General features: G+C 35.2%; 35 protein-coding genes and 1 tRNA gene. 9 read left to right on the top strand and 27 right to left on the bottom strand.

Annotated features, from left to right (window positions below; genetic code table 11):
- Positions 1 to 18: 18 nt before the first annotated feature.
- A complete protein-coding gene (locus OLM52_RS08010; RefSeq protein ID WP_264548019.1) occupies positions 19 to 927 on the bottom strand; it encodes a hypothetical protein in 909 nt (302 codons plus the stop codon).
- A gap of 11 nt (positions 928 to 938) precedes the next feature.
- Complete coding sequence (locus OLM52_RS08005) at positions 939 to 1,934, bottom strand: HK97 family phage prohead protease (protein WP_264548018.1); 996 nt, start codon at positions 1,932 to 1,934, stop codon at positions 939 to 941.
- A gap of 192 nt (positions 1,935 to 2,126) precedes the next feature.
- Between OLM52_RS08005 and OLM52_RS08000 the strand changes: the two genes are divergently transcribed.
- Genes OLM52_RS08000 through OLM52_RS07970 form a run of 7 tightly spaced genes read left to right on the top strand, consistent with a single transcriptional unit; the run spans position 2,127 to position 7,734 of the window.
- Entirely contained in the window at positions 2,127 to 2,690 is a 564-nt protein-coding gene (locus OLM52_RS08000) for a phage terminase small subunit-related protein (RefSeq protein WP_264548017.1), read from the top strand.
- The gene (locus OLM52_RS07995) at positions 2,677 to 4,203 is read left to right on the top strand and encodes a hypothetical protein (protein ID WP_264548016.1); all 1,527 of its coding nucleotides are present in this window, start codon (positions 2,677 to 2,679) and stop codon (positions 4,201 to 4,203) included. Before OLM52_RS08000 ends, OLM52_RS07995 begins: the two co-directional genes overlap by 14 nt.
- Positions 4,204 to 4,208: 5 nt before the next feature.
- Positions 4,209 to 4,670 carry a DUF1320 domain-containing protein gene (locus tag OLM52_RS07990; RefSeq protein ID WP_264548015.1) on the top strand — a complete coding sequence of 154 codons (462 nt, stop codon included), beginning with the start codon at positions 4,209 to 4,211 and terminating at the stop codon, positions 4,668 to 4,670.
- A gap of 2 nt (positions 4,671 to 4,672) precedes the next feature.
- Positions 4,673 to 5,896: a DUF935 domain-containing protein gene (locus OLM52_RS07985; RefSeq protein ID WP_264548014.1), complete on the top strand. Its 1,224-nt coding sequence runs from the start codon at positions 4,673 to 4,675 to the stop codon at positions 5,894 to 5,896.
- 20 nt (positions 5,897 to 5,916) lie between these two features.
- Positions 5,917 to 6,765 carry a phage minor head protein gene (locus tag OLM52_RS07980; protein WP_264548013.1) on the top strand — a complete coding sequence of 283 codons (849 nt, stop codon included), beginning with the start codon at positions 5,917 to 5,919 and terminating at the stop codon, positions 6,763 to 6,765.
- Complete coding sequence (locus OLM52_RS07975; protein ID WP_264548012.1) at positions 6,755 to 7,282, top strand: hypothetical protein; 528 nt, start codon at positions 6,755 to 6,757, stop codon at positions 7,280 to 7,282. Before OLM52_RS07980 ends, OLM52_RS07975 begins: the two co-directional genes overlap by 11 nt.
- Entirely contained in the window at positions 7,282 to 7,734 is a 453-nt protein-coding gene (locus OLM52_RS07970) for a hypothetical protein (protein ID WP_264548011.1), read from the top strand. The genes OLM52_RS07975 and OLM52_RS07970 overlap by 1 nt, the downstream gene beginning before the upstream one ends.
- Here the strand turns inward: OLM52_RS07970 and OLM52_RS07965 are convergent.
- From OLM52_RS07965 to OLM52_RS07845, 25 genes are all read right to left on the bottom strand, one after another.
- Positions 7,731 to 8,012, bottom strand: coding sequence for a hypothetical protein (locus OLM52_RS07965; RefSeq protein ID WP_264548010.1), 282 nt, complete (start codon positions 8,010 to 8,012; stop codon positions 7,731 to 7,733). The two genes, OLM52_RS07970 and OLM52_RS07965, sit on opposite strands and share 4 nt — an antisense overlap.
- Positions 8,013 to 8,077: 65 nt before the next feature.
- Complete coding sequence (locus tag OLM52_RS07960; RefSeq protein WP_264548009.1) at positions 8,078 to 8,311, bottom strand: hypothetical protein; 234 nt, start codon at positions 8,309 to 8,311, stop codon at positions 8,078 to 8,080.
- On the bottom strand, positions 8,312 to 8,773 hold the full coding sequence (locus OLM52_RS07955; protein WP_264548008.1) for a hypothetical protein: 462 nt from the start codon (positions 8,771 to 8,773) through the stop codon (positions 8,312 to 8,314).
- A 7-nt stretch (positions 8,774 to 8,780) separates the two neighbouring features.
- On the bottom strand, positions 8,781 to 9,032 hold the full coding sequence (locus OLM52_RS07950; RefSeq protein WP_264548007.1) for a hypothetical protein: 252 nt from the start codon (positions 9,030 to 9,032) through the stop codon (positions 8,781 to 8,783).
- A 23-nt stretch (positions 9,033 to 9,055) separates the two neighbouring features.
- Positions 9,056 to 9,262 (bottom strand): hypothetical protein, encoded by a 207-nt coding sequence (locus OLM52_RS07945; protein ID WP_264548006.1) that lies wholly within the window; start codon positions 9,260 to 9,262, stop codon positions 9,056 to 9,058.
- Positions 9,263 to 9,264: 2 nt separating this feature from the next.
- Positions 9,265 to 9,786 (bottom strand): hypothetical protein, encoded by a 522-nt coding sequence (locus OLM52_RS07940; protein ID WP_264548005.1) that lies wholly within the window; start codon positions 9,784 to 9,786, stop codon positions 9,265 to 9,267.
- Positions 9,786 to 10,025, bottom strand: coding sequence for a hypothetical protein (locus OLM52_RS07935; protein WP_264548004.1), 240 nt, complete (start codon positions 10,023 to 10,025; stop codon positions 9,786 to 9,788). The genes OLM52_RS07940 and OLM52_RS07935 overlap by 1 nt, the downstream gene beginning before the upstream one ends.
- Before the next feature lie 202 nt (positions 10,026 to 10,227).
- A complete protein-coding gene (locus tag OLM52_RS07930; protein ID WP_264548003.1) occupies positions 10,228 to 10,413 on the bottom strand; it encodes a hypothetical protein in 186 nt (61 codons plus the stop codon).
- Complete coding sequence (locus OLM52_RS07925; protein WP_264548002.1) at positions 10,401 to 10,721, bottom strand: hypothetical protein; 321 nt, start codon at positions 10,719 to 10,721, stop codon at positions 10,401 to 10,403. Before OLM52_RS07925 ends, OLM52_RS07930 begins: the two co-directional genes overlap by 13 nt.
- Before the next feature lie 2 nt (positions 10,722 to 10,723).
- Entirely contained in the window at positions 10,724 to 11,182 is a 459-nt protein-coding gene (locus OLM52_RS07920) for a hypothetical protein (protein ID WP_264548001.1), read from the bottom strand.
- A complete protein-coding gene (locus tag OLM52_RS07915; protein ID WP_264548000.1) occupies positions 11,182 to 11,514 on the bottom strand; it encodes a hypothetical protein in 333 nt (110 codons plus the stop codon). Before OLM52_RS07915 ends, OLM52_RS07920 begins: the two co-directional genes overlap by 1 nt.
- Positions 11,515 to 11,929: 415 nt before the next feature.
- Positions 11,930 to 12,181 carry a hypothetical protein gene (locus OLM52_RS07910; RefSeq protein ID WP_264547999.1) on the bottom strand — a complete coding sequence of 84 codons (252 nt, stop codon included), beginning with the start codon at positions 12,179 to 12,181 and terminating at the stop codon, positions 11,930 to 11,932.
- Positions 12,178 to 12,429: a hypothetical protein gene (locus tag OLM52_RS07905; RefSeq protein WP_264547998.1), complete on the bottom strand. Its 252-nt coding sequence runs from the start codon at positions 12,427 to 12,429 to the stop codon at positions 12,178 to 12,180. The genes OLM52_RS07910 and OLM52_RS07905 overlap by 4 nt, the downstream gene beginning before the upstream one ends.
- Positions 12,430 to 12,493: 64 nt before the next feature.
- Positions 12,494 to 12,913, bottom strand: coding sequence for a hypothetical protein (locus OLM52_RS07900; RefSeq protein ID WP_264547997.1), 420 nt, complete (start codon positions 12,911 to 12,913; stop codon positions 12,494 to 12,496).
- Positions 12,900 to 13,193 carry a hypothetical protein gene (locus OLM52_RS07895; protein ID WP_264547996.1) on the bottom strand — a complete coding sequence of 98 codons (294 nt, stop codon included), beginning with the start codon at positions 13,191 to 13,193 and terminating at the stop codon, positions 12,900 to 12,902. Before OLM52_RS07895 ends, OLM52_RS07900 begins: the two co-directional genes overlap by 14 nt.
- Positions 13,194 to 13,287: 94 nt before the next feature.
- Positions 13,288 to 13,503: a hypothetical protein gene (locus OLM52_RS07890; protein WP_264547995.1), complete on the bottom strand. Its 216-nt coding sequence runs from the start codon at positions 13,501 to 13,503 to the stop codon at positions 13,288 to 13,290.
- 24 nt (positions 13,504 to 13,527) lie between these two features.
- A tRNA-OTHER gene (locus OLM52_RS07885) sits at positions 13,528 to 13,644 on the bottom strand.
- A gap of 14 nt (positions 13,645 to 13,658) precedes the next feature.
- The gene (locus OLM52_RS07880) at positions 13,659 to 13,847 is read right to left on the bottom strand and encodes a hypothetical protein (protein ID WP_264547994.1); all 189 of its coding nucleotides are present in this window, start codon (positions 13,845 to 13,847) and stop codon (positions 13,659 to 13,661) included.
- Positions 13,831 to 14,589: a DUF3164 family protein gene (locus tag OLM52_RS07875; RefSeq protein ID WP_264547993.1), complete on the bottom strand. Its 759-nt coding sequence runs from the start codon at positions 14,587 to 14,589 to the stop codon at positions 13,831 to 13,833. The genes OLM52_RS07880 and OLM52_RS07875 overlap by 17 nt, the downstream gene beginning before the upstream one ends.
- Positions 14,589 to 14,819 carry a hypothetical protein gene (locus tag OLM52_RS07870; RefSeq protein WP_264547992.1) on the bottom strand — a complete coding sequence of 77 codons (231 nt, stop codon included), beginning with the start codon at positions 14,817 to 14,819 and terminating at the stop codon, positions 14,589 to 14,591. The genes OLM52_RS07875 and OLM52_RS07870 overlap by 1 nt, the downstream gene beginning before the upstream one ends.
- A 140-nt stretch (positions 14,820 to 14,959) precedes the next feature.
- The gene (locus OLM52_RS07865; RefSeq protein ID WP_264547991.1) at positions 14,960 to 15,331 is read right to left on the bottom strand and encodes a hypothetical protein; all 372 of its coding nucleotides are present in this window, start codon (positions 15,329 to 15,331) and stop codon (positions 14,960 to 14,962) included.
- 7 nt (positions 15,332 to 15,338) lie between these two features.
- Positions 15,339 to 15,971, bottom strand: a complete 633-nt coding sequence (locus OLM52_RS07860; RefSeq protein ID WP_264547990.1) for an ATP-binding protein — start codon at positions 15,969 to 15,971, stop codon at positions 15,339 to 15,341.
- Positions 15,958 to 16,818 (bottom strand): ATP-binding protein, encoded by an 861-nt coding sequence (locus OLM52_RS07855; RefSeq protein ID WP_264547989.1) that lies wholly within the window; start codon positions 16,816 to 16,818, stop codon positions 15,958 to 15,960. Before OLM52_RS07855 ends, OLM52_RS07860 begins: the two co-directional genes overlap by 14 nt.
- Before the next feature lie 47 nt (positions 16,819 to 16,865).
- Positions 16,866 to 18,857 (bottom strand): hypothetical protein, encoded by a 1,992-nt coding sequence (locus OLM52_RS07850; protein ID WP_264547988.1) that lies wholly within the window; start codon positions 18,855 to 18,857, stop codon positions 16,866 to 16,868.
- Between the two features lie 3 nt (positions 18,858 to 18,860).
- Complete coding sequence (locus OLM52_RS07845) at positions 18,861 to 19,046, bottom strand: hypothetical protein (RefSeq protein ID WP_264547987.1); 186 nt, start codon at positions 19,044 to 19,046, stop codon at positions 18,861 to 18,863.
- A 108-nt stretch (positions 19,047 to 19,154) separates the two neighbouring features.
- Here OLM52_RS07845 and OLM52_RS07840 point away from each other — a divergent pair, with 108 nt between their 5' ends.
- A complete protein-coding gene (locus OLM52_RS07840) occupies positions 19,155 to 19,847 on the top strand; it encodes a helix-turn-helix transcriptional regulator (RefSeq protein ID WP_264547986.1) in 693 nt (230 codons plus the stop codon).
- 622 nt (positions 19,848 to 20,469) lie between these two features.
- Positions 20,470 to 21,390: an ABC transporter ATP-binding protein gene (locus OLM52_RS07835; protein ID WP_264547985.1), complete on the top strand. Its 921-nt coding sequence runs from the start codon at positions 20,470 to 20,472 to the stop codon at positions 21,388 to 21,390.
- Positions 21,391 to 21,428: the final 38 nt, after the last annotated feature.

The following is a 21,428-nucleotide window of genomic DNA, read 5'->3' as shown; positions in this document are numbered from 1 at the left end:
CGGCAGTTTTGGTTTATACTAATAGATAGCTCCGATTGCTTTTGAATCAAAAGGCATCGCAATAAAGTAATGTCTGTAATTGATTAAGTTCGTTTGAGCTTCAGGATCATTCTTAGCCTCTTTAAAGTATTGCTTAGTCATTCCCGTTTTCTTAGCAATTTGACCTATCCAGAAAGCAAAAGAACCTTGACGGTCTCCCGCATCTTTAACTGCTCCAAATGCTTTTTTAACTCCAGTACTGGCGTATAATGGGTTACCGTTATACTGGTATAATTCAAATCCAGCAATAACTGGAGCGGGCATACCTGTGTTGTAGTTCACTAATTTGTCACCGAAGTTTTTACGGTCAACTAACAAATCATTCCAGTGTGCAGTTGATAAAACTAAACGTCTTCCTTCAACTGGAACTTCGGCTGCGTCTAAAGCATCTTTTAAGTTTACTAAATCGTCGTAAACTAAAGAAGCTGGACCTCCTGAAACTCTAGGCGTACCCGTTGCAGCAATTACTGGAGTATTCGCAGTATTTGAAGCTGGTGCAATTGCGTGAGCCGCTTTTTGGAATTTCTTAGCATTAATAGACACCGTGTGCGATTTTGTTGCTGGATCAATAACATCGTAAGACGCCCCAATGATTTTATCATCAGAAATTGATGTTGCCTTAGTTTGGAATTTATCTAAACTAACAACAGTTTCGTCGTCTGTGTACGCTTGAATCGCTAAAGGATAAGCCGTATTATTGATTAATACATCAGGGTTAAATGATGTACGTGGAATGTGGATAACATTCAATTCTGACGCATCTCCTGAACCCATTTCTAACACGTTTGTGTCAAGTTCTGGAATACCGTCCAACCATGGAGCTACGTTTTGAGTAGTCAAGTTTTGGCGCACTCTAGCTAACCAAACATCTGCAAAATTTGCTGGCATCTCTTCTCTTTTTAGTTAAATAATTTTTTGTACTCGTCTGGGTTGTCGTTTTTGAATGCTAACTGAGCATCAAGTGATAACTTTTGGAAGTCGTCCATTGTTTTAACTTCAGTTCCTACAGCTCCAGTTGGTGATGTAACACCAGCAGAGAAGTTTTGTTTTGGCATAATAGAACCAATAACAGTGTCAAGCGCACTTTCAGAGGCTAAACCTAAAGCAACCATTTCGGCTTCTTTATCTGCTCCAAATTTGCCTTCTGTAATGGCTAATTTTACCTTTTTCTCAATAGCTAACTTTGCAGCTGCTTCTTGTGCTTCTTTAGCAGTTTTTGCCGCTAATTCTAAAGCCGCATTTTGTCCTTTAACTTTCTCTAATTCCGCAGAAAGTGAAAGAATTTTTGACTCCACTTCGGTTGCATCTACACCTTCAGCAGGTACTTGGTCTTTAAAACCTAATACCATCAAAGCGGCTGCGCTTAAAATGATTTTTTTCATGTTATCGATTTTTAAATTTAATTCGGGATTAATGATGCTAGGAATAACCGAAAGGCTTAGCTCTTGGATTTCTTTTTCGTCCATAACTTTACCATCTTCATAAAATAGCCTTACCGAGTTTGCGTTAGATGGAACTGGAACCACCGACACTTCAACAAGCTCGCATTTGGTTAAGACAACTTTACCCCCTATAAGAGATAAGTTTTCACGGTCAAACACAATGCCCATTGAACATCCTTTGATAAATCCACGCTCTACCTTTCCAGCAATTAACGCCGCATCCGTGTCTTCGGTGTCGAACTCAGGTAAACCAGTAAGGATTGCTCCTTCTTTTTTAACATCATTCCATTTACCGATAACATTCCAGTTGCTGTTCCAGTGATCTGATAACATTACTGGGTTTTTCATAAATCGAGTTAAATCAATACCTTCAGTTAGGATTGAAAATCCGTAGCTGTTCTCTTGAGTTTCGTCGTTAAAAATGAATGCTTGTAGTGGTTTCGGTTTTGGCATCTTATTTCAATTATTACTAAGCTTTTTATCGCCTTTTGAGATGACAAAGTTTAGTTAGATAGATTTCTTAAAAAAACCAAAGTGCGGAAGTCGAACGCTTGTGTTTGCAGTACTTACAAAGCTGTAAAGCTATTAAACGACTGTTTTTTAAAAGTGGGTATTTTTTGGAGTTTTGGGGTAAATATTAGAAGTATGGCTAGAAAAAAACAAGTGGAATATGATTTAGCAAAACGCTATTACATCAATGATGGAATGTCTCAAAAAGAAATTGCTGAGCGCTTGAATATATCTGAAAAAACAGTTGGTACTTGGGTTAAAAAAGACAATTGGGAAAAGGAAAAAACATCTTTATTGGTAACTAAAGACAAACAAATTTCTGATTTATACAATCAACTTTCTGCAGTAAATGAGGAAATAAAAACACGTCCTGTTGTTCGTGATATTCCTAGTCATTTGACAAAACCATATAAGTTGAAAGATTCTGATGGAACAGAACGTTTAGAGTATCCTGTTTATGAACCAAAAGACTTTCCGATATTAATTGGAAACTTTCCAAACTCAAAAGATACCGACATGATTAGTAAGCTTACTACGGCTATTAAAAGGCTGGAAACAGAGACTAACATCGGTGAAACGATTAATGTTTCTAAAAACTTAATTCTATTTATTAGAACTATCGATTCAGCATTTGCTAATGAATTAACAAAATATGCGGATGCCTTTATTAAACAAAAAATGACAGATGGCACTAAGTAGAAAAGAAAAAGAGCATTTAATTGGATGGGATGATTTTGTAATAAATCAGTATAGGGCTACGCCTGTTGATTTGAACGAAAATGCTTCTGATAAACTTAAAAGAATTTCAAAGTTAGAAGCAAATCCAGAAGAATGGTTTAAGTTTTACTTTGCAAACTTCTACACCTCAGAACCTGCGCCATTCCATGTAAAAGCAACTAAACGGGTTCTTGCAAATCCTGAGTGGTATGAAGTTCGTTCTTGGGCACGTGATTTATCAAAGTCTGGTAGAACAATGATGGAAGTTCTGTACTTGACAATGACAGGTAAAAAGAAAACCGTTGTTCTTGTTTCCGCTACTAAAGATGACGCCGATCGTTTATTAAAACCTTATAAAACCATTCTTGAGATTAATGACCGATTAAAGAATGATTATGGTGAACAAAAAGCATTAACTGGTTGGGAAGATGGTGATTTCACGACAAAAAAAGGTGTCTCTTTTCGTGGTGTTGGAGCTGGACAATCGCCTCGTGGAACTCGCAACGATGCTGCACGCCCTGACCTTATATTGATTGATGATATTGATACAGATGTTGACTGTAATAATCGAGAAACTATTGAAAAAAAGTACAGTTGGATTGAAACTGCCTTGATTCCTACACGTTCCATTTCAGTACCGTTATTAATAATTGCTTGTGGTAACATTATAGCAAAGTACTGCTGTATAACGGAAATGGCTAAAAAGGCAAACATTCACGAAATAGTCAATATTCGAGATAAAAACGGAAAATCAACATGGCCGCAAAGAAATACTGAGGAGTTAATCGATTTAGCTTTCAGAACAATGACAACAAGCGCCATTCAAAAAGAATACTTTAATAATCCAATTCGTGTCGGTAAGCTGTTTAAAAAAGTGTATTGGGGTAAATGTCCGCCATTAAAAAGTTGTGAATTCGTTTTAACTTATTCCGATCCAGCAACTAGCAATAAGGACAATAAAAATAGTTCTAGAAAGTTTACAGGTGTGATTGGTTACAAAGCTGGAGTTTTCTATTTATACAAGTGTTGGCTTGATAACATGACACAACGAACATTTGTAAACAATGTTTATGCGGCTAATGATTGGGTAAAGCAAAATAAAGTAGATACTTTCAAAAACTGGATTGAAAACAATTCTCTTCAGGATCCATTTTGGGAACAGGTTTTAAAACCGTTATTCAAAACGGTTGCTAAATTAATGAATAGAGTTCCTTTGTTTATGTCCTTAGACAAAAGAAAAAAGGACGATAAATACACTAGGATAGAGGGTACACTAGAACCAATGTATAAACAGGAATGTTTAATTTTTAACATTGATGAAAAAGATAATCCAAGTATGAAGTTGATGGAGGAGGAATTCCTAGGGGTTGCGCCAAATTCGAAAATGATGGACGGACCTGATGGATTAGAAGGAGCAGTTTGGATTATTCAAAATATTTCAAATAAAGAAAATACTGATTATCATGTTGGGCACATTCCTAACAGAAAATTTTAAAAACCATGTTTATAACAAAAGAAGACTTAGGTAACGTTATCTACGATTACCAATTAGACCAAATAACAGAAGGCGACGACGATATTGTGGCACAAGGAATTGCGGCTGCTATTGAAGAGGCTAAAAGTTATTTAACACCAAACCCAGATAACAAAAAGTGGTTGGATGGGCGTTTGCTTTATGATGTTGATGCAATTTTTGGAGCTACTGGATTAGACCGCAATTCCTTAATTCTACAGCATTGTTGCACATTAGCAAAATGGCACATTGCAGAGCTTTGCAATGCCGACTTCATTTACGAAAAGGCAAAGGAACGCTACGACAGAGCCATTGCATGGTTCACTAAAATAGCAAACGGAACAATTAACCTTTCTTCACTTCCGCAACTAGATAGAACCGAGGAAAGTGCTGGCGACACACAACCATTTCAATTTGGATCAAGAGCAAAATTTAATCATGATTATTAATTATGGAGAATAATAACAATAAAATACCTGTATTCGAATTAGCAGGGCAAGGCGTTTGGAAGGTTAAAGGAACAGGCAAAAATTATGTTTCTGGAATTGTTCCAAAAACAATTACGCAAACTCGAAAAGATATTAAAGAGTGGCTGTCTGCTCAACAATTAGCAACTGCAGCAGAAAACGCCAAACGTTATCCGTTGTATAATTTGTATGCCGAAATTCAAAAGGATTTACACCTACGCTCGCAAATTAACAACCGTATGTTAAAGTCGCTTTCCAGAGCCTTTGTAATTAAAGACAAAAACGGAAAGATTGACCAGGAACTTACCGACCTTTTGAACAATCAAAATTGGGTGTATGGAATCAACAAAGCTATTTTAGAAACAGTTTACAACGGACACTCTTTAGTTGAGCTAAACTATGAAAATGAAAAGCTTACTACTACATTAATTCCACGTCAAAACGTTGACCCTGTAAATGGTTTGATATTCTTTGATTATACTGATGACGGTAAAAAAATAGAGTATCGAAAACAAAAGGAATACGGCTCTTGGTTGATGGAGTTTGGAGATAATAAAGACTTAGGACTTTTGAATGGATGCGTGCCACACGTTTTATTCAAAAGATTTTCTCAAAGTTGCTGGAGTGAACTAGCCGAAATATACGGAGTTCCGCCTCGTGTGATGAAAACAAACACACAGGATAAAGTAATGGTTAACCGAGCTAAACAAATGATGACCGACATGGGTTCTGCTGCTTGGTTCATTATTGACGACTCTGAAAGTTTTGAGTTTGCGAAAGGCGTTACGACAAACGGAGATGTTTATAAAAACTTAATTACGCTTTGTAATAATGAAATGTCGATGGGCATTTCTGGAGCTGTTGTGGGTCAAGATACTGCCAACGGTTCCAATGCAAAAGAAACGGCAAGTATTTCAATTGTTCAGGATTTAGTTGATAGTGATTTAACACTATTGGAGCAACACTGGAATACAACCGTTATTCCTGGTCTTGTACTTTTAGGAATTATTCCTGAAGGCGTAAGTTTTGGTTTTGATCCAACGGAAGATTTAACAGAGCTTTGGAAAATGACAGTGCAGGCTGCTAACTTTTTTGAGGTAAACCCAACTTGGGTAAAGACTAAATTTGGAATTGAAGTTGTAGGGGCTAAAAAAGCGGAACCCGCTAACAAATTATCGCTAAGTATCGAAGACGGTTTTTTCGTTTAAGCCCTGATTATTTCGGGGCATTGCATACACGATTAAATTATTTATATGATTGTGGTTGTAACGACTGTCAAGCCGAAAAAAAGCGTTTAAATCTTTCTTTAAACGATACGTTTAAACGCTTTTTAAACACCTCGTTAAAGGCTTTTAAACAGTTGCACAAGAACAAAGGCTACAAACCTGAAGACCTGAAAAAAGAAAAAGCATACCAAAACCTAATCAAGGGAACGTATGATATTTTAAATTTAGGAATCAAGGACAACGATATGCCCGAGCAAATGAAAAAGGCTTTACAAAGCGATGCTTTTTTGTTTGGAGGTTTAAAAGCCAATGCGCAACTTTTTGAAGCTTCGCAGTTGCTATTAAATGAGGACGGAACAATTAAGCCGTACAAAGAATTAGCGAGCGAGTTCGACAGATTAAACGTGTTGTATAATCAAACGTACTTGGAGGCAGAATACCAGTTTGCAATTAACTCGTCGGAAATGGCTGCCAAATGGTCTGAGTTAGGAACTTCGGAGCGTTACAACTTACAGTATAGAACAGCGAGCGATGACCGTGTGCGTGATAGCCACAAAGCATTGCACGATATTACGTTACCAAAAGAAGACGCTTTTTGGAATAGCTTTTATCCTCCAAATGGTTGGCGTTGTCGATGCACAGCTGTGGAGGTTCTAAAAGATAAGTACGAGGCGAGCGAATCGGATAAGTCAATTAAAGCGGGAGAGAAAGCGACAACCGAAATTGGAAAGGACGGCAAAAACCGACTTGAGATTTTTAGATTTAACCCGGGCAAAGAACAAAAGTTAATGCCGCCAAAACATCCATACAATAAAGTAGCTGGAGCAAGTAAATTGAAAGATGGAAATTAAAGACTTTACTAAAAATATTCTCTCTGATATTCGAGTGGACTTAACGGAAGAGTTTGACCGAAACTTTGAACGGAAAGGATTTTTTACAAACAAATGGCGAGGTACAAATTTACCTAATAGACGTGGCTCTTTAATGGTTCGCTCTGGGAACTTGCGTCGCTCAATTAGAAGTAAGCAAAGTTCAAACGATATAAACTGGAGTAGTTCTTTGCCTTATGCATCTATAAATAACGACGGCGGAGAAATTGAAGTAACTGAAAAAATGAAACGCTTTTTTTGGGCAATGTATTACAAAGCTTCAGGAGCGTCAAAAGGAAAAGGAGAACGTGCGCAACGTTTGTCTGCAGAGGCGCAACAATGGAAAAACTTAGCACTTCAGAAAGTTGGTGCTAAAATGAAAATAGAGCAACGACAGTTTATTGGCGACCATCCAATCGTAAGGCAAAGAGTTGAGGATATTGTGGACTTAAATGTACAAGAATTTAAAGATTATATTTTTAACCAAATGAAAAAATAATGCAAGATATTATACAAGCTATACAGAACAAAGTTGCCGAAGTAACGGCGCTTAAATATGTAGACGAGGATTGGGGACAATTAGACGACTACAGTCCAAACCCGCCCGCACAGTTTCCTTGTGCGCTTATTGATATTGCTAGTTTAGTTTTTGAAAACATAGGTCGTGATAATAGTGCTACTCCCGTTAATAGACAAACTGCTGCAGGAAGTATAACCATTACAATTGCGAACCTAAAATTATCAAACACTAGTAGTAGAGCACCGCAAGGTCAAAAGGATAATGCGTGGTCGGTTTTTGGTCTTCTTGATGATGTGCATAAAAAAGTGCACGGATGGAAACCTACGGCAAATACTGGGGCATTAATGAGAAAAAGCCACAAACGAGTGCGCCGTGATGATGGAATACAGGAGTATCAAATTGTTTACGAGATAAGCTCGGCAAATATTTAGTCGGGAAATAGTCTTACTTGTGCTTTTTGAATGGCAAGTTGTTTGGTTTCCATTTCTTCCAGTTCTCTAAGTAGCTTATTTATTGGCGTACAAAGAACCTCGTATAAAGTAGTGCGGGAAATTGGGTAAACAGGGTAAATGTATTCACTAAGAATTTTAGTCGTAGGCACGTGCGGATGATCCTTAACTGAATCCTGATACAATTCTTTAATTTTTTTGTATCGGAGTAGCTTATTCTTTTGAATACCAATTGCTCTATTGTTGTTCCCTACTGACATATAGCAAAAGTAAGAAAATATTTCACACAAAAAAACCCGACGTAATCAGTCGGGTTTTTAATTTATTAAAATAAAAGTTCAATGTTTTGTTTTATTTCTTTAAATTTAATACTTCTAAACATAGGTTTGTCTTTTTTCTTTTCAGTAAGTGTGGCCATTTTTACTGATTCTTTTCTAAAAGTCAACTCTTTAATTAAATTATCCACTATAAATTTTTCTATTTCTTCTGTACTTTTTGAAAAATCAATATCAAAACCTCCAGCCATTTCTATTGTTATTGTTGCCGTTTTAGAGTCCATTTAATAAGATTTTAAAATACTGTAGGTTTCTTCATTTCGGACTATTTTATACTTGAGCTCTTTATTCACTCGGTATTGTGTGTCGGTTGTGGTAAATGTTTGGTTCCAGAAAGGTTTAAGGTTTTGCTCCGTACTTGTTACATCATAAAATGTATATCCGCTTTCAGTTGCTTTCCAAACTACCAATAAGCACTTTGCTTTTTCTTCGGGTGTAAACTCTTGCTTTTCCTCTTCGGTCATTGATGCGGGAGTATAAACCACAACTTTAAATTTGTCCTCTCGTAAAGTTCTATCAGTTACTTTGTAAAAGTTAAATTTATCCGCTGCAAGAACTGAAATTTTGTCGGAGGTAGCTTTTATCTCTTCAACTGTATTAGATTGCACCATTGCGTTAATGGTTGCTTTATCTTGTGCAAATGCTCCAAAGGTTATGAGCAATAAAAGGGAAAATAATTTTTTCATGGTTGTTTTATTTTTGATTTTGTATTATTATTGGAGGCATAGGAGAATTAGTAATCACTTCATTTAATTTTTTAATTAGAATGTCTTGATTAATAACAAGTTTTTCAATAATATTATATGGATTTTCATTTCTAATTAAACTTTCAATAATTGCCATAGTATAGGCATTATTATTATATGTTTTATCAATAAATCCTTGAGTGAAATTGTTTATTATTTCTTCTCTTTTTTTTTGGTATTCTTCTTTAGTTAATTCCATTTTTTTTGCTTTTGACAAATATATTAAATTTCTAATAACTCTTTAATTACTTTTCCAACATACGGTCTGGGATGATATACAGATTCGTATTGTTCAAAGCCAACGTTTTTAGCAATTTGAAGTTCTTGCTTTACTTGATCCATCATTTGCTTACGTCTGTAGATGCTTTGCGTTACTTTTTCTAGTTCCTGAAAGGCTTTTGTTGCCTCTATTTGTTGCGATGTTATCATAATTAGTATTTAAAATCTGTCCAGTGAATAATTTTACCCGAAAACTCGTCATCTTTCATTACCGAAATAAAATAATTTTCAAATTCCTCTATAGAGTCAAAGCCATCATTAATTGCAAGTATTTCTATTTCGTTTGGTGCTAGCTTTCTTCCGTTAATTGAAAGCTCAAACCCATTACCACATTGTGGTAAATATGTCATAAAAACCCTTTGAATACTCACTACAGGCAGAACTGGAGCAAAGCGAAACATATCTTTTTGACGGCAATTGATAAAGAAATCAATTTTAGTACCAACCTTCCATCGGTTTTTTTTGTCTTCTCTGATGGTGTGGAATTTTGGCTTTACTTGGTAAATATTTTCAAGTGTCCAACCATAAGTTGCATCGCTTTTTCTAGCAAATTCAACTACGCTTGTCAGAAGGTCGCCTGATGGATCTATTTCTTTTCTTAAAAGACCGTTTAATACTTTCTCTACAAAGTAGGTAGGCTTTCCGTTTAATTGTTGGCTAAATGGTAGAATCATTAATCAAAAAGTTTAGACGTTGAATCAATCATATTTTGAGCCTGTTCATCAGTAAAAGTATCAAATACTTTATCTCTGGAAATTTCATTGGTAAAACTATGGGTTTTGTTTATACAACAACTTTTCAAGTTAAATGTAAAAATTAAACTAGGTTTGTCGTCATCTTCATTCCATGATTTTTGTAATAAAACTTGATGATTTTCTAATTCAATAATTCTGAAGTAAATTTCTTTTTGCATGTTGATTTATTTTAATTTGTTAAATGCTCTACGAACTACATAAGAGCGAGTGAATGAAATAATAAAGAATATCAAGGTTATTTGAATATTCGTGCTGTGGCTTATTTGTATGCCGTATAGTGGAAATACTAATAGCTGTACTAGGTAACTTACCACTAAGCCAATTATCGTATTGGCAACGCTTTCTAAAATGCTGTGTTTTTTACTTTGTTTTGTCATCTTCTTTTTTAGCTTGTTTAAATCCGCTTATTTTAACCCCGTTTATTCGGTTCTGGAAGCGTTGGGATTGTATTAATAAATCAATTTCTTTTAGTTCGTTATCAGAGCAGTTGTCCAGGAACTGCTCTGGTGTAATTTCAATGTGCATTACTTTGGTTACTTGTGGCATCTTTTATAAAAATTTGTTGGCACTACGTTTCTTGTTTGGCTCTGATAGTTTTTAATTGCGTAACAACTTCCCGTTAGCTCTTTAATAGCTGGATTTAATTCATCTAATGAGTTTCCGAAATCCTTAATTGCCGTTGCACCTTTTTTGAGTTCTCCAATTGCGTTACAAATGGCTTGCATTTTCTTTCTTTTAAAGTATTCTGCTCTCATTTTTTTCCAAAATGTATCAACTTGCACGCTCGTTAATCCTGTTTGAAATAGAATAGCATTAATTCTATTTACTTTGGCTCTTAAATCTTCCTGTTCCATAGTTATTGTACTTTGTTATAATCGTCCTCAAAATATCTGCGGTTGATAAATGTTGATAAATGCGCTTTTGCTATTTGTTTTCGGTATAGGTATTTGTTGTATCCTGGTATCGATGTAAAGCACTTTATTATTTCATGTTCTTTTAGCTTTTTAAATGACTTCTCAGCGTCAAAACGTTTTACTTTATAGTCGTATAGGTTCCAGAGAGCATCAAAGGTTATAACGGCGGGCGATGTGGTTATTTCAAATACTTTCTTGTACTTATCTAGCTTAATCCACTTGGTTTTTATTATTTCTTCAGTTGCTGGAAAGTTGCTACTAAATAACCAAATCATTTGCTCCGTGTTTAGCTCTCCTTCCACAATTTCAAAAACCTTTAAATTGCCGTTTAAGTCGTATTTAAACAAGAACTCGAGACCTATTGTTTTGCCTTTTGCTCTGTATGTGGTTTGCAGTTCCATTACGCTAGCTTTTGATTTAGTTGATCAATTGTTTTTTGAATTTGACCTTTGATGTATGGCTCAGTCGCATACTGAATTTGGTCAATTAATAATAATTCTAACATATCCGCTTCATGATGTTTAAGTGAAAGTTTGACTTTCTTTTTTTGTGAAAACAAAGATGTTTTACCTTTTAAGCTACATACTTTACTATCAACTTTTGCAACAACATCAAGGGCAATTGATAAAGTAGACTTTTCTCTTCTTGTGTGAGATTTACTGTTATAAACTGGCTGTAAGGCTCCCGCAATTATTATATATGTTTCTGCCAATAGGGATAGTTCTACTTTCATTTAGTTTGCTTTTTTTGGTGTCGACATATTCATCAACTTGGGTTTGTAGCTGTGAAAGTGTCATTGTGTGAATCTTTTTTATTTGGTCGTTAATTCTTAGCATTTCCTCCATTAACTTTGGTTTGTTTTCTGAAGGGCAAAAGGGCAAATAATCCTCGTAGGATTTGTATTGCTCCAGTAGTCGGTTACGTTTGGTTATGTTGTTCATCATAATTGATTTTACATGCACAATTTTTACAGTTTCCTTTGCAATTGTTGGTTGCCTTTTTAATTGGTTTGTCTTTTAAGAGTAAAAACATTAAACTTGAAACGCCAAAGCATAAAAGGCTTATGTGTTGAAGCGTGCAAATAAACTGGAGTGCAACTCCAAGTGTAAAAATGATTATTGCGGTTATTAAAAAAATGGTTCTTATCATTACATTAGTTTTATTAGTGTTTCAATATCGGCAAGTGTGATAATTTTGCCTTTTAGTTGCTCTCCGTTAAACTCCAAGTAGGCGTTTTTTACTTTATTATTATTGTCAAACTCGTAGGTAATGTCTAACTCGCAGTCGTTTTTTTTAATTTGCCACCATCGGTAATATTCGTTGTTGTCTAACTTATCTCCTTTGAGTTCTTTAAATCCTAACTCAACGATTTTCATAATTGATAAAAGGTGCATTTTCATCTGCATTCTGTTTTAGGTTCTGTTAGTGGTTCGTTACAATCGGCACAAACTTCGATAGTGGTTTCGCAAGTGGCGAAGGATTCTAAAACCTGAGTTAATGTATTTGGATGTTTACACTCTTCAGTAATTTTATAGGAAGTTGCCCGTGTAAAAAGTTCCTTTGCGCTGCACCATTTCTCGCATTGGTTTGGATCTGTGCAATCGCATTTATCGGGGTCATTTGCAGCCGAAATGAATAAACATCCCATTATAAAAGTGAATATCCCGAATAGTGCCAATAAAATGAATATTATTATAAAAAACTTTTCCATACTACTTATATACTGATTTAACGATTCCTTTAAATGCTTTGATAATCTTTTCTAGCTCTTCGGGTTCCATAGTCTTTAAAGGCTTTTTAACTGGCGATTTATTACTCTTTAAAAAGGCATCTAAGCGTTCCAAGTCTGGAACCTCTCCGTGGCGTTCGTGTGGCTTTACCCACTGCGCCTGTCTCATTAATGAAAGAACTGTTCTGTGCTTTGGGTTGTTATTGTCAAAAATTGCCCAGTTTTCTGCCTTGTGTGGCTTTTGTCCTATTTGAACGAGAATTTTGTTTGCCTCTTCAAAAGTTAAGTCGTTTGTGGAGGTTTTTTTTACGTCTTTTGTTGCCCATTGCACAAACTCTTCTTTGATGTCCTTGTTTGCCGTATTTATGGCAATGGCTCGCTTTTGTTCTTTAGTTGCGTTCATAAGCCTGTATTACTTGAAAGGTTAAAAAGTGAAAGCCATTAATCATATAACCGTTTTTAGTGTACAAATTAGAAAAGGACAGCACTAAAGGTTGACATCGTTTGTATTTTTCGTTCAGCTCTTGTGCTTTGGCTCTGATTTCGTTTTGTAATTTGATTAACTCTTTTGCCTTTACTAAAGTTCCCTGAAGGCTTTTTAAGTAAGCCATAAATTCCTCTTGGAGTTTGTTTTTTGTTTGGGTGGCGTGCCCAGTGTAAACAAAGTAATGCGTTGCGTTCATAGTTGTTTGTTTTTAAACGGCGGAGTGTTGCGGTTCCCAATTTTTATGATGTTTGTTTTTTTATCATTTGCAAGCTCCGCCGTTGGTTATTATTTTACTCTTTAGTTGAATTAACAAGTGATTCATCTTGCTCCTGATTATAGATTCCTATAAAAACTATAATCCAAACTATTACACATAAAGTTCCATAAATACCAATTAGCCAACTTGGTGCATTGAAATAGTACAATAGGAAAGCGTGTAACATAGTTGGAGTAAGAGGCAATTTAATGCTGTAATACTTTCTAGGTATTATTTTTTGAGTTCTCATTGTTGTTTGATTTTTAAAGTTTTGTTCCCGAGACAGGATTCGAACCTGTACGATAGTCGTATTCCACGATTGCAAGGAATTGAACCTTCCACTATCTCGCCCTACCAGTGGGCTAGCGTCTACCAATTTCGCCACTCGGGAGACCAATTAACCAACTAAACTTTCTTATTGCCGTAGAAGCGCTGGTTGTCTTCTGCGAGCTTATTGTGTCTTCTGAAGGTTACGAATTCCTCTTCGGTTAACTCTTCACGGGAAATCCAGTTGTTATTGGAATCTTTGTACACGTTTTTGCCGTTTACTTCATATTCCTCGCCCTTTCTTATTTCTCTAATTTGAACTGCCATCTTCTTTATCTTCTTTACTGAAAAAATCGAACTTATAACCCTCTGCAAAATCAACACTTGAAATATTCAAAGGAATTGGTGTCTTTTTACCCTCTTCTATAAGGCAAGCCTCAATATACCACGATGAGCGAACAGGCTTAAATGCTTTTGATATGATTTCCACTCCATCTGAGAACTCAGGGTTGTTAAATTTTTGGGTTAACTTTTGAAGCTCCAGCACTCGGTTACTTTTTAAGTTTCCGTTGGCATCTTTTTTCAATAAATCAAAAACCATTTCTACAAGTGCTGCAGTGTCTGTGTCCTTTGCTAACGATGTGATAAAGTTTTTAACTTTTTCAACTCCTGCGTGTGCCGTGTCGTCCCAACCATCGTTCACTCGGTAACCAATAGTAATTTGAGATGTATCCGTTGAAAAGGTGTGCGAGCGTTGTTTTTCTTTTAATTCGTACACCTCATTTTTAAGTGAAAGAATGTTTTCAAAAAATTCAAAGGTTTCCTTTTTGGCAACTGATAGAATTTCGGAAGCGTGGCACAATCTAAAAATTGCTTTTGGAACAGTCTCTGCAACTAAAGCTTTGTAAGCCTCACGTTGTTCGTTTTTGTGGTTTTTCTTTTTTGCCAATGCGTCTAATAGTTCCTGCTCTGTTAATTGGCTTACGTCGATTGGTTTTTCTAATGTTTCTGTGCTCATTTCTGTTAAAATTTGTGGTTCGATTACTTCGATGTTATTAATTAAATTCATTACTTTAATTTTTTTAGTTTGTTCTCTATGCTTTCTGGAACATTGTATACGAAAACTTCCTTAAGTTTTTTTTCAGAAAACAAGTACTTTCTTCTATCTAGAAGCGATGCAATTTCCTGATTGATACAAATTCGCTCTCCTGGAGTAAAAATTGTTTTCTTTAGTTCTGTATCTATTACAAGGGCATCCTGTAGTTCCTCAATACGTTGGCTGATTTCTTCTAAATGCATCTTATTGTTTTTTTTGTTGTTCCTTTAATTCTCTAAGGTCGCTTTCTACGCATGTTCTAAACGGGTTATCGTGGTTGTGCTTTAGCCATTCCTCTAACTCCGTTATTCGTTCGCTGAGTGTTTTTATTTTCTGTGGCATACTAGTTTTGATTTAATGCTGTGAAAACTGGAACTCCGTTGCTTCTTATGCTTTTAGAACCAGAACATTTTAAACTATCCAGTAAAGCTGTTGGCTTAATACTAAACAATCGATATGTTGTTTCTTTGTAGCAATTTTTTAGGTCTTGTGTTGATATTGTAGGAGAGCCAACATATCTATCTGTTAAGTTGTGAAACTCCTCTTCGCACTTTAATAACTCGATGATAAACCATTTGTTTACCATTGCATTTGCGAGTACGGTTTGATATTGTTTGTGATTTATGGTAACGCTTTCGCACCAACGAGAGTAAATCCCAAAAATCATTAATTCGTATTGGTCCTGGTCTAAATTTAATTTTGCTAAGGTTGTCATGATGTTGTTATTGTTTTAAATTGAAATCGTATTGAGCAGCACCTTCCGCCCAGATAATGTATGGTTCTTTATCTCCTCCAAGTCGACTTAAACACATCGCCTTGTAACCTTCTACTCGTATTTTGATGTCAGCATCATATTTTACGAAGTTTGCCAATGCTCCCTTTGGGTTTTTTCCGTCAGCGTGGCTAATGAAAATGAATAACTTGTTTGGGAACTCCTCTTTTAAACTTTGATATTCTTTTTTTGTCATTCCAGTGTACTGGATGGAGTCAATAAAAATTATATCAGGTGATTTCTTTTTGCGTAGCCTTTCTTTTAAGTTGTCAATGTTTTCTCGATTTCCAATTACGAACTTTCGAGCTACTTCTTTCATGTTGTTATTTATAACTGCCGTTTGAAATGATTTACGAGCTCCCTCTTCCAGTGTGTTATAAAATACTTTTCCTGACATTGTTAGCTCTTTAGCAAGTTGAAGCGAAAAGGCTGTTTTTCCGTTAAAGGATTCGCCCCAAACAATCCAAACGCCTGAGCATTCGGGGCTGCCTAATAACTTGCCAAAAAAAGGCGACAATTGTAATTCTTTGAACTTCATTTTCTCTATTTCGTCAACCGAAATGGCTCTTTTAATCTTGCTCATTTACCTTTCGATTTTTGTAAGCGTGAATAGAACGTTTAACTCTTCTTAAATCTCCGTCGCACTCGTTAAAGATTTGTTTTATTGCTTTTGTTTCTTCCACTCCGTTTGCCATACATATTTGCGCAACGTCTGTGGCATTAACACCTCTTAACTCGATGAACTTTCTACCTATACGTGAGTTAATTTCTTTGTATCCTTTTCGGTTTAACTTGATGCCTTTTTGGATTCGTTTAGATAAATGATCCGTTGCACAAAGAATGATTCCGCAGTGGTCTTCTAATCGGTTGTAAAGTGTGATAAAGAAGTAAAGCACTGTATCTGGTAATTTGTCCGCCTCGTCTAAAATGATAAGCGGATTTTCAGAAGATTTTAATTTCTTAACAATTTCATTCATCATCTCGGCAACTGTGTACCCTGTATAGTCAACACCCATCGCCGTTAATAATTGCACTAAGAACTCTTTACGGTTCCAATATTCTGCACAGCTCAATAAATAGGCGTTTTTGTGGTCTTGTATGTAAAGGTCAAAGGACTTAGACTTACCAGAACCAGCATCGCCAGTCATTGCAAAAACGTTGGCGTTTTCTTGAGCATCTGTTAAAAGCTTTGTGATTAGTTTGTAGTCTGTAGTTTCAACAAAAGACCAAGTTTTTGCACTGGCACCTATTTGGCTTGCGATATTTCTCCACATTGCCTCAGAGATGTTGTCCCAGTTATCGTTCATAATTTGTGAAAGCAATGCAGATGATACTCCAGCTAAAGAGTTTGCCGCTTTGTTTTGGCTTCCTTTCTGCGCGATGAAAGTTCTAAGACTTTCCTGAACTTGTTTTTTAAAATCTGTTGTCATACTTTTGTTTTAGTTTAGTTATTAATTCGGACTGCAATCCGTGTTTTTTACATAATGTTGTAGATGTCTACGTCTCCGTTTTCGTCTAGTAAAACCGCTTCGCTCACTTTCTTTTGATAGGTACCGATTGCGGTTTTTTGCTTTTTAGCTCTAGAGCTTTCAATTCCTGCAAGTGCTGGCTCATTCAATCCGTAGTCTGCATTTCGTCTGCCTTCTTGCTCTAAAATCTCTTCGACTTTATCTCGGTTAGCTATTCTAATTTCTTTTAGCTTATCGCCAACTGTTTTAAAGTAACCCGCTTCAAACTCTTCCTGTTCTTGTTTCGCTCTATGTAGCACAACTTTGGTTTCGGCTTCTTTAACCAGTCTTAAACCTAGAGGCGTTTTTTCGTAAAGCATAATCAAACTCATGTCGTCTGGATCAAACTTGATTGTGAACTTTTTATTGATGTTCTCATTTAACCACTGTAAGTCTGGCGTTCTATCTCCGTTGTACACCATATAGTCAAATTGTACATTTTTCTCTTTGAAGGTTATGCCTCCAGATGTACAGGTAACTTGTTTTTCTCTTTCAATCCAAAAGAAGTCTACCATTTGAAGTGGCGATACTTGAGGTGTGTCAGGGTTTTCAGAGTTATAGTACATTTCCAATCTTGACACTCCTGTTTTTGGATTTGGTGCCGAGTTCCATTGCTCACGACACTTTGTATAAATTGACATTATTTCGCTTAGCGTTGGTAAGTTGTGAATGTTGGCTCCAATCATTTCCGAGTTTTGACGGCTCGAAACTTTTTTCGCTGTAATGTTTTGTCCTGTAAAGAACCAGTACTGCGCTAAATATTGTTGTTGGAATCTACCAAATGCACTTTCAATTGTTTTAGACTTACCGTTATATGGTTGCGTTTTGATTGCTAAATGTGAAATCTTATTTAAGAAATTACCACTTTCTAATTTTTTGTGTCCGCCCTGGTTATCAAATGAAATTTGGTAAGGTTTAACTCCCGCCGTTTTCATTGCCATTTTATAAGCGTGGTATTGTGCTTGGTAATCTTCCGTTTTTGAAATATGGTAACCCAAGAAAACCTCAGAGTAAGCATCCATAACTTCATACACTTGCATTGTAGCCGTTTTGCCGTTTTCGTCTTGGTAGTAGAAGTTTAGTTTTGTACCATCTGAATACCAAAGTGAATCTCTCATTGATGGAAGAGCCGTTTTGTGGTGATACGTAAACTTTTCTTTTGCTTTTAGCTCTCCGTAACGGTAACCATACCACAAGTATTCTAAAGGCGATAAGTAATTGATCAGTGACTGTTCCGTTTTCAGTTCCTTCCATCCACGCTCTTGTGCCTCTTGGTTATACTCACGTAGTAATTGATTGAAGCTCGTACACTTTTGCACTCTATCGCACCAACGTGCAAATATCCAACGACCTGCCTCCTCATTAATTTTCTCGGCGTTTTTAGAGCAAAAGTTTTTGTGTATTAAAACTGTGTAACCATCGTTTAAATACTGATTAAGCTTGTCTTTAAGTCTTCTATGGTTAGTTGGTAACGTATGCGGATAAGTGTGCTTTGGAAGTTCAGAAACAACCTCTGCAATTTTTTGCCAAACGTTTAATTTTGCTCCAGCTAATGCTTTGCGTTGCATTGCTTTGTTTTGATAAATAGTGTTGATTGCGTTTAAGATGTTCGCATTAGTGCAATACTCTTTGATATTCTTTTCAGGAAGTGCCTCGCCAGAATCTAACGTGTAATTTTTAAAGAACTCGTAGGCTTTTTGGTCTTGCTCGATATAATCAATAAATGAAATCGTGGTAACCTTTGCGTAAGGGTCGCCCGCTATTTCAATTACTTTATTTTTTATATCTGTTCTCATTGTGTTAAATTCGATTAATGCTTTTCTTCCGTTTCCGCCTGTTTGTAGTTTTATAATGTGACCTCTTGAACAGAGCTGCTTATAATTTGGCTCGCTGACTATTCCAGAGGATGTAAGCCAACTGGCTTGCACACATAAAACTCTATTTTCAAAATATTCAAACATGGTTTATCCTTTTTGTTCTAAAATTTCCAACATTTTTTTTGCGTCTTCAACTATTGACTTAGCTATGTCCGTATTTTGTTCTCTTTCTCCTTTTAAAACAAGTCTTACATAAGCATCTGTGCATTGATACTTAGAGGCTAATGCAGATTTATTTATTAATTTTCTTTGCTTTGATGTAAATTCTGTCATAATATTTAGTAGCTTTGTTTTGAAATCTGAAACAAATATCGAAAGTTCTTTCGAATTAAAAAAATAAATTCGAATATTTTTTCGATATTTTTTTCTAATTGCCTATTTATGAGTATAATAAATGATAAAATTAACCAGATAGCCATCCAGTACTACAAAGGAAACAACTCTTTGTTCGCTGATGCTATGGGAACAAGTGAGGCAAACATTAGAAATTACAGGAAATCAACAACCCCTAAACTTGATTTTATATTGAAAATTAAAGAAGTCCTCGAAATAAGTTTCGACTATTTGTTACAAGATGATCACGTGCCTAATAATGTTCTTTTAGAGCCTAAAGCCGTTTATAAATTAAAGACCGACAAAACAATTGATTCCCAGAAGGTACCATTGTATGATATTGAGGCAACTGCAGGAGTGGTTGGACTATTTAAAAACGATAATGGAAATAAAAAGCCTATCGATTTTATTTCAATACCTAATCTTCCAAAATGTGATGGCGCTATTTATGTAACTGGAGATAGTATGTATCCGCTTTTAAAAAGTGGTGACATCATTATGTATAAAGAGCTCAATAATAGTATAGAAAGCATATTTTTTGGAGAAATGTATTTGCTTTCAATAAATTTAGAAGGTGAGGAATATGTAACCGTAAAATGGATCCATAAATCAGAAAAGGGAGAAGAGTATATTAAGATTGTTTCTCAGAACTCACATCATCAGCCAAAAGACGTGCATTTAAACTCAATAAAGGCACTTGCGCTAATAAAGGCATCTATTAGAATCAACTCAATGAGCTGATTTTTATATAAAATTTACTCAAATAACACTTAAACCTCTGATAATTAGCGGTTTTTGTTGTTTTTATATGTTTTAATAAAGGCAATAAGTATTACTTTAAACTTGTTTTTGAATACTTTCATCTTGTTTTTTTGTAATACATATCTTTTAAAAGTTAATTTTTTTTATTGTTTTGTAACTGCAACTGTAACCCCAACTGTAACCGCAAATCAAAAATTTAATAAAATGAATTGTTTTTGTTGTTCTTTTGATTCCAACTTTTAAAAGCCAATTAAATAGTTGTTAATTGGTGTTTAAACAGCAAAAAAAGAGCCTTATTTATCAATAAAATAAGGCTTTTTTGTATGTTTGTACCGTAGAGTAGTAGTAAAGCGTTTAAATGCGTTTAAAATGCTTTTGTGAATGGAACTAAAATAGTAGTAGATAGAGTACTAATGCACGTTTTATTTTATTGCACATTTTGACCTTTTTTGGTCTGATAGCCTTATTTTATTAGACTTTTCGACCTTTTTTATATTATTTATTTATGTACAATTTATTTTATAGCCCTTATTTAGATAATGAATTAAGCTACTCTTTTGAGTAGCTTTTTTTTATTCGTAATTTTGAAAAAAAAAATACCATGCTAACGGTTCAGAATGTTTCCTTTTCCTATATAAATAAGCCCAATTTGCAATCCATCTCATTTGGCTTAACTAAAGGGAAGAATTTAGCGATAATTGGCGAAAGTGGTTGTGGGAAAAGTACTTTGTTAAAGGCAATTTACGGATTATATGATTTGAATGAAGGACAAATTTTTTGGAATACTACTGAAGTTTTAGGTCCAAAATTTCATTTGATTCCAGGAATGCCTTTTATGAAATATTTGGCACAAGATTTTGATTTAATGCCTTTTATTACCGTAGCAGAAAATGTTGGGAAGTATCTTTCTAATTTTTTTCCAGAAGAAAAACAAGCTCGTATAGCTGAATTATTAGAAATTGTTGAAATGACCGAGTATGCCAATGTGAAAGCAAAGTTATTAAGCGGTGGTCAAATGCAACGTGTAGCTTTGGCAAGAGTATTAGCATTAGAACCCGAAGTTTTATTGCTTGATGAACCGTTTAGTCATATTGATAATTTTAGAAAAAACAGCCTTCGGAGAAAATTGTTTGCTTATCTAAAAAATCGAGACATAACTTGTATTGTTGCCACACATGATAGTACTGATGTGTTAGCATTTGCTGATGAGGTTGTCATCATGAAAGAAGGTAAAATTATTGAAAGTGGTATTCCAAAAAATATTTACAATCATCCTAAGAATAAGTATGTTGCTTCTATGTTTGGTGATGTTAACGAAATTATTTTCCACAATGAAACGCTTTTGGTTTATCCGCATCAATTAAAAGTGGTTTCTAATTCGGATTTAATGGTAGAAATAATCACATCTTACTTCAGGGGAAGTCATTATTTAATTGAAGCTAAATATGGAAATCAAACGTTGTTTTTTGAAAACGAACAAATTATTGAAAAAGCACAAATGGTTTTTCTTACCATAAAATAGACCTCTAAATTTTTCAATTCAAAGGTCTATTTTCTGAG

Origin of the sequence: Flavobacterium sp. N2820, assembly GCF_025947285.1 — a bacterium.
Lineage (GTDB): Bacteria > Bacteroidota > Bacteroidia > Flavobacteriales > Flavobacteriaceae > Flavobacterium.
Note: the sequence above shows the minus strand (reverse complement) of the source record. Positions and strands in the feature narration are given on the sequence as shown.

Bases quoted from the DNA above. Each gene is read 5' to 3' on its own strand.
- OLM52_RS07890 (WP_264547995.1), bottom strand. From the start codon at position 13,503: ATGAGAACTCAAAAAATAATACCTAGAAAGTATTACAGCATTAAATTG.
- OLM52_RS07920 (WP_264548001.1), bottom strand. From the start codon at position 11,182: ATGGAACTGCAAACCACATACAGAGCAAAAGGCAAAACAATAGGTCTC.
- OLM52_RS07975 (WP_264548012.1), top strand. From the start codon at position 6,755: ATGGAAATTAAAGACTTTACTAAAAATATTCTCTCTGATATTCGAGTG.
- OLM52_RS07880 (WP_264547994.1), bottom strand. From the start codon at position 13,847: ATGGCAGTTCAAATTAGAGAAATAAGAAAGGGCGAGGAATATGAAGTA.
- OLM52_RS08005 (WP_264548018.1), bottom strand. From the start codon at position 1,934: ATGCCAAAACCGAAACCACTACAAGCATTCATTTTTAACGACGAAACT.
- OLM52_RS07845 (WP_264547987.1), bottom strand. From the start codon at position 19,046: ATGACAGAATTTACATCAAAGCAAAGAAAATTAATAAATAAATCTGCA.
- OLM52_RS07970 (WP_264548011.1), top strand. From the start codon at position 7,282: ATGCAAGATATTATACAAGCTATACAGAACAAAGTTGCCGAAGTAACG.
- OLM52_RS07945 (WP_264548006.1), bottom strand. From the start codon at position 9,262: ATGATAACATCGCAACAAATAGAGGCAACAAAAGCCTTTCAGGAACTA.
- OLM52_RS07835 (WP_264547985.1), top strand. From the start codon at position 20,470: ATGCTAACGGTTCAGAATGTTTCCTTTTCCTATATAAATAAGCCCAAT.
- OLM52_RS07950 (WP_264548007.1), bottom strand. From the start codon at position 9,032: ATGGAATTAACTAAAGAAGAATACCAAAAAAAAAGAGAAGAAATAATA.
- OLM52_RS08010 (WP_264548019.1), bottom strand. From the start codon at position 927: ATGCCAGCAAATTTTGCAGATGTTTGGTTAGCTAGAGTGCGCCAAAAC.
- OLM52_RS07985 (WP_264548014.1), top strand. From the start codon at position 4,673: ATGGAGAATAATAACAATAAAATACCTGTATTCGAATTAGCAGGGCAA.
- OLM52_RS07865 (WP_264547991.1), bottom strand. From the start codon at position 15,331: ATGACAACCTTAGCAAAATTAAATTTAGACCAGGACCAATACGAATTA.
- OLM52_RS07930 (WP_264548003.1), bottom strand. From the start codon at position 10,413: ATGCCACAAGTAACCAAAGTAATGCACATTGAAATTACACCAGAGCAG.
- OLM52_RS07895 (WP_264547996.1), bottom strand. From the start codon at position 13,193: ATGAACGCAACGCATTACTTTGTTTACACTGGGCACGCCACCCAAACA.
- OLM52_RS07990 (WP_264548015.1), top strand. From the start codon at position 4,209: ATGTTTATAACAAAAGAAGACTTAGGTAACGTTATCTACGATTACCAA.
- OLM52_RS07925 (WP_264548002.1), bottom strand. From the start codon at position 10,721: ATGGAACAGGAAGATTTAAGAGCCAAAGTAAATAGAATTAATGCTATT.
- OLM52_RS07940 (WP_264548005.1), bottom strand. From the start codon at position 9,786: ATGATTCTACCATTTAGCCAACAATTAAACGGAAAGCCTACCTACTTT.
- OLM52_RS08000 (WP_264548017.1), top strand. From the start codon at position 2,127: ATGGCTAGAAAAAAACAAGTGGAATATGATTTAGCAAAACGCTATTAC.
- OLM52_RS07910 (WP_264547999.1), bottom strand. From the start codon at position 12,181: ATGAAAATGCACCTTTTATCAATTATGAAAATCGTTGAGTTAGGATTT.
- OLM52_RS07960 (WP_264548009.1), bottom strand. From the start codon at position 8,311: ATGGACTCTAAAACGGCAACAATAACAATAGAAATGGCTGGAGGTTTT.
- OLM52_RS07935 (WP_264548004.1), bottom strand. From the start codon at position 10,025: ATGCAAAAAGAAATTTACTTCAGAATTATTGAATTAGAAAATCATCAA.
- OLM52_RS07900 (WP_264547997.1), bottom strand. From the start codon at position 12,913: ATGAACGCAACTAAAGAACAAAAGCGAGCCATTGCCATAAATACGGCA.
- OLM52_RS07905 (WP_264547998.1), bottom strand. From the start codon at position 12,429: ATGGGATGTTTATTCATTTCGGCTGCAAATGACCCCGATAAATGCGAT.
- OLM52_RS07855 (WP_264547989.1), bottom strand. From the start codon at position 16,818: ATGACAACAGATTTTAAAAAACAAGTTCAGGAAAGTCTTAGAACTTTC.
- OLM52_RS07840 (WP_264547986.1), top strand. From the start codon at position 19,155: ATGAGTATAATAAATGATAAAATTAACCAGATAGCCATCCAGTACTAC.
- OLM52_RS07850 (WP_264547988.1), bottom strand. From the start codon at position 18,857: ATGTTTGAATATTTTGAAAATAGAGTTTTATGTGTGCAAGCCAGTTGG.
- OLM52_RS07870 (WP_264547992.1), bottom strand. From the start codon at position 14,819: ATGCATTTAGAAGAAATCAGCCAACGTATTGAGGAACTACAGGATGCC.
- OLM52_RS07965 (WP_264548010.1), bottom strand. From the start codon at position 8,012: ATGTCAGTAGGGAACAACAATAGAGCAATTGGTATTCAAAAGAATAAG.
- OLM52_RS07915 (WP_264548000.1), bottom strand. From the start codon at position 11,514: ATGAAAGTAGAACTATCCCTATTGGCAGAAACATATATAATAATTGCG.
- OLM52_RS07955 (WP_264548008.1), bottom strand. From the start codon at position 8,773: ATGAAAAAATTATTTTCCCTTTTATTGCTCATAACCTTTGGAGCATTT.
- OLM52_RS07860 (WP_264547990.1), bottom strand. From the start codon at position 15,971: ATGAGCAAGATTAAAAGAGCCATTTCGGTTGACGAAATAGAGAAAATG.
- OLM52_RS07875 (WP_264547993.1), bottom strand. From the start codon at position 14,589: ATGAATTTAATTAATAACATCGAAGTAATCGAACCACAAATTTTAACA.
- OLM52_RS07995 (WP_264548016.1), top strand. From the start codon at position 2,677: ATGGCACTAAGTAGAAAAGAAAAAGAGCATTTAATTGGATGGGATGAT.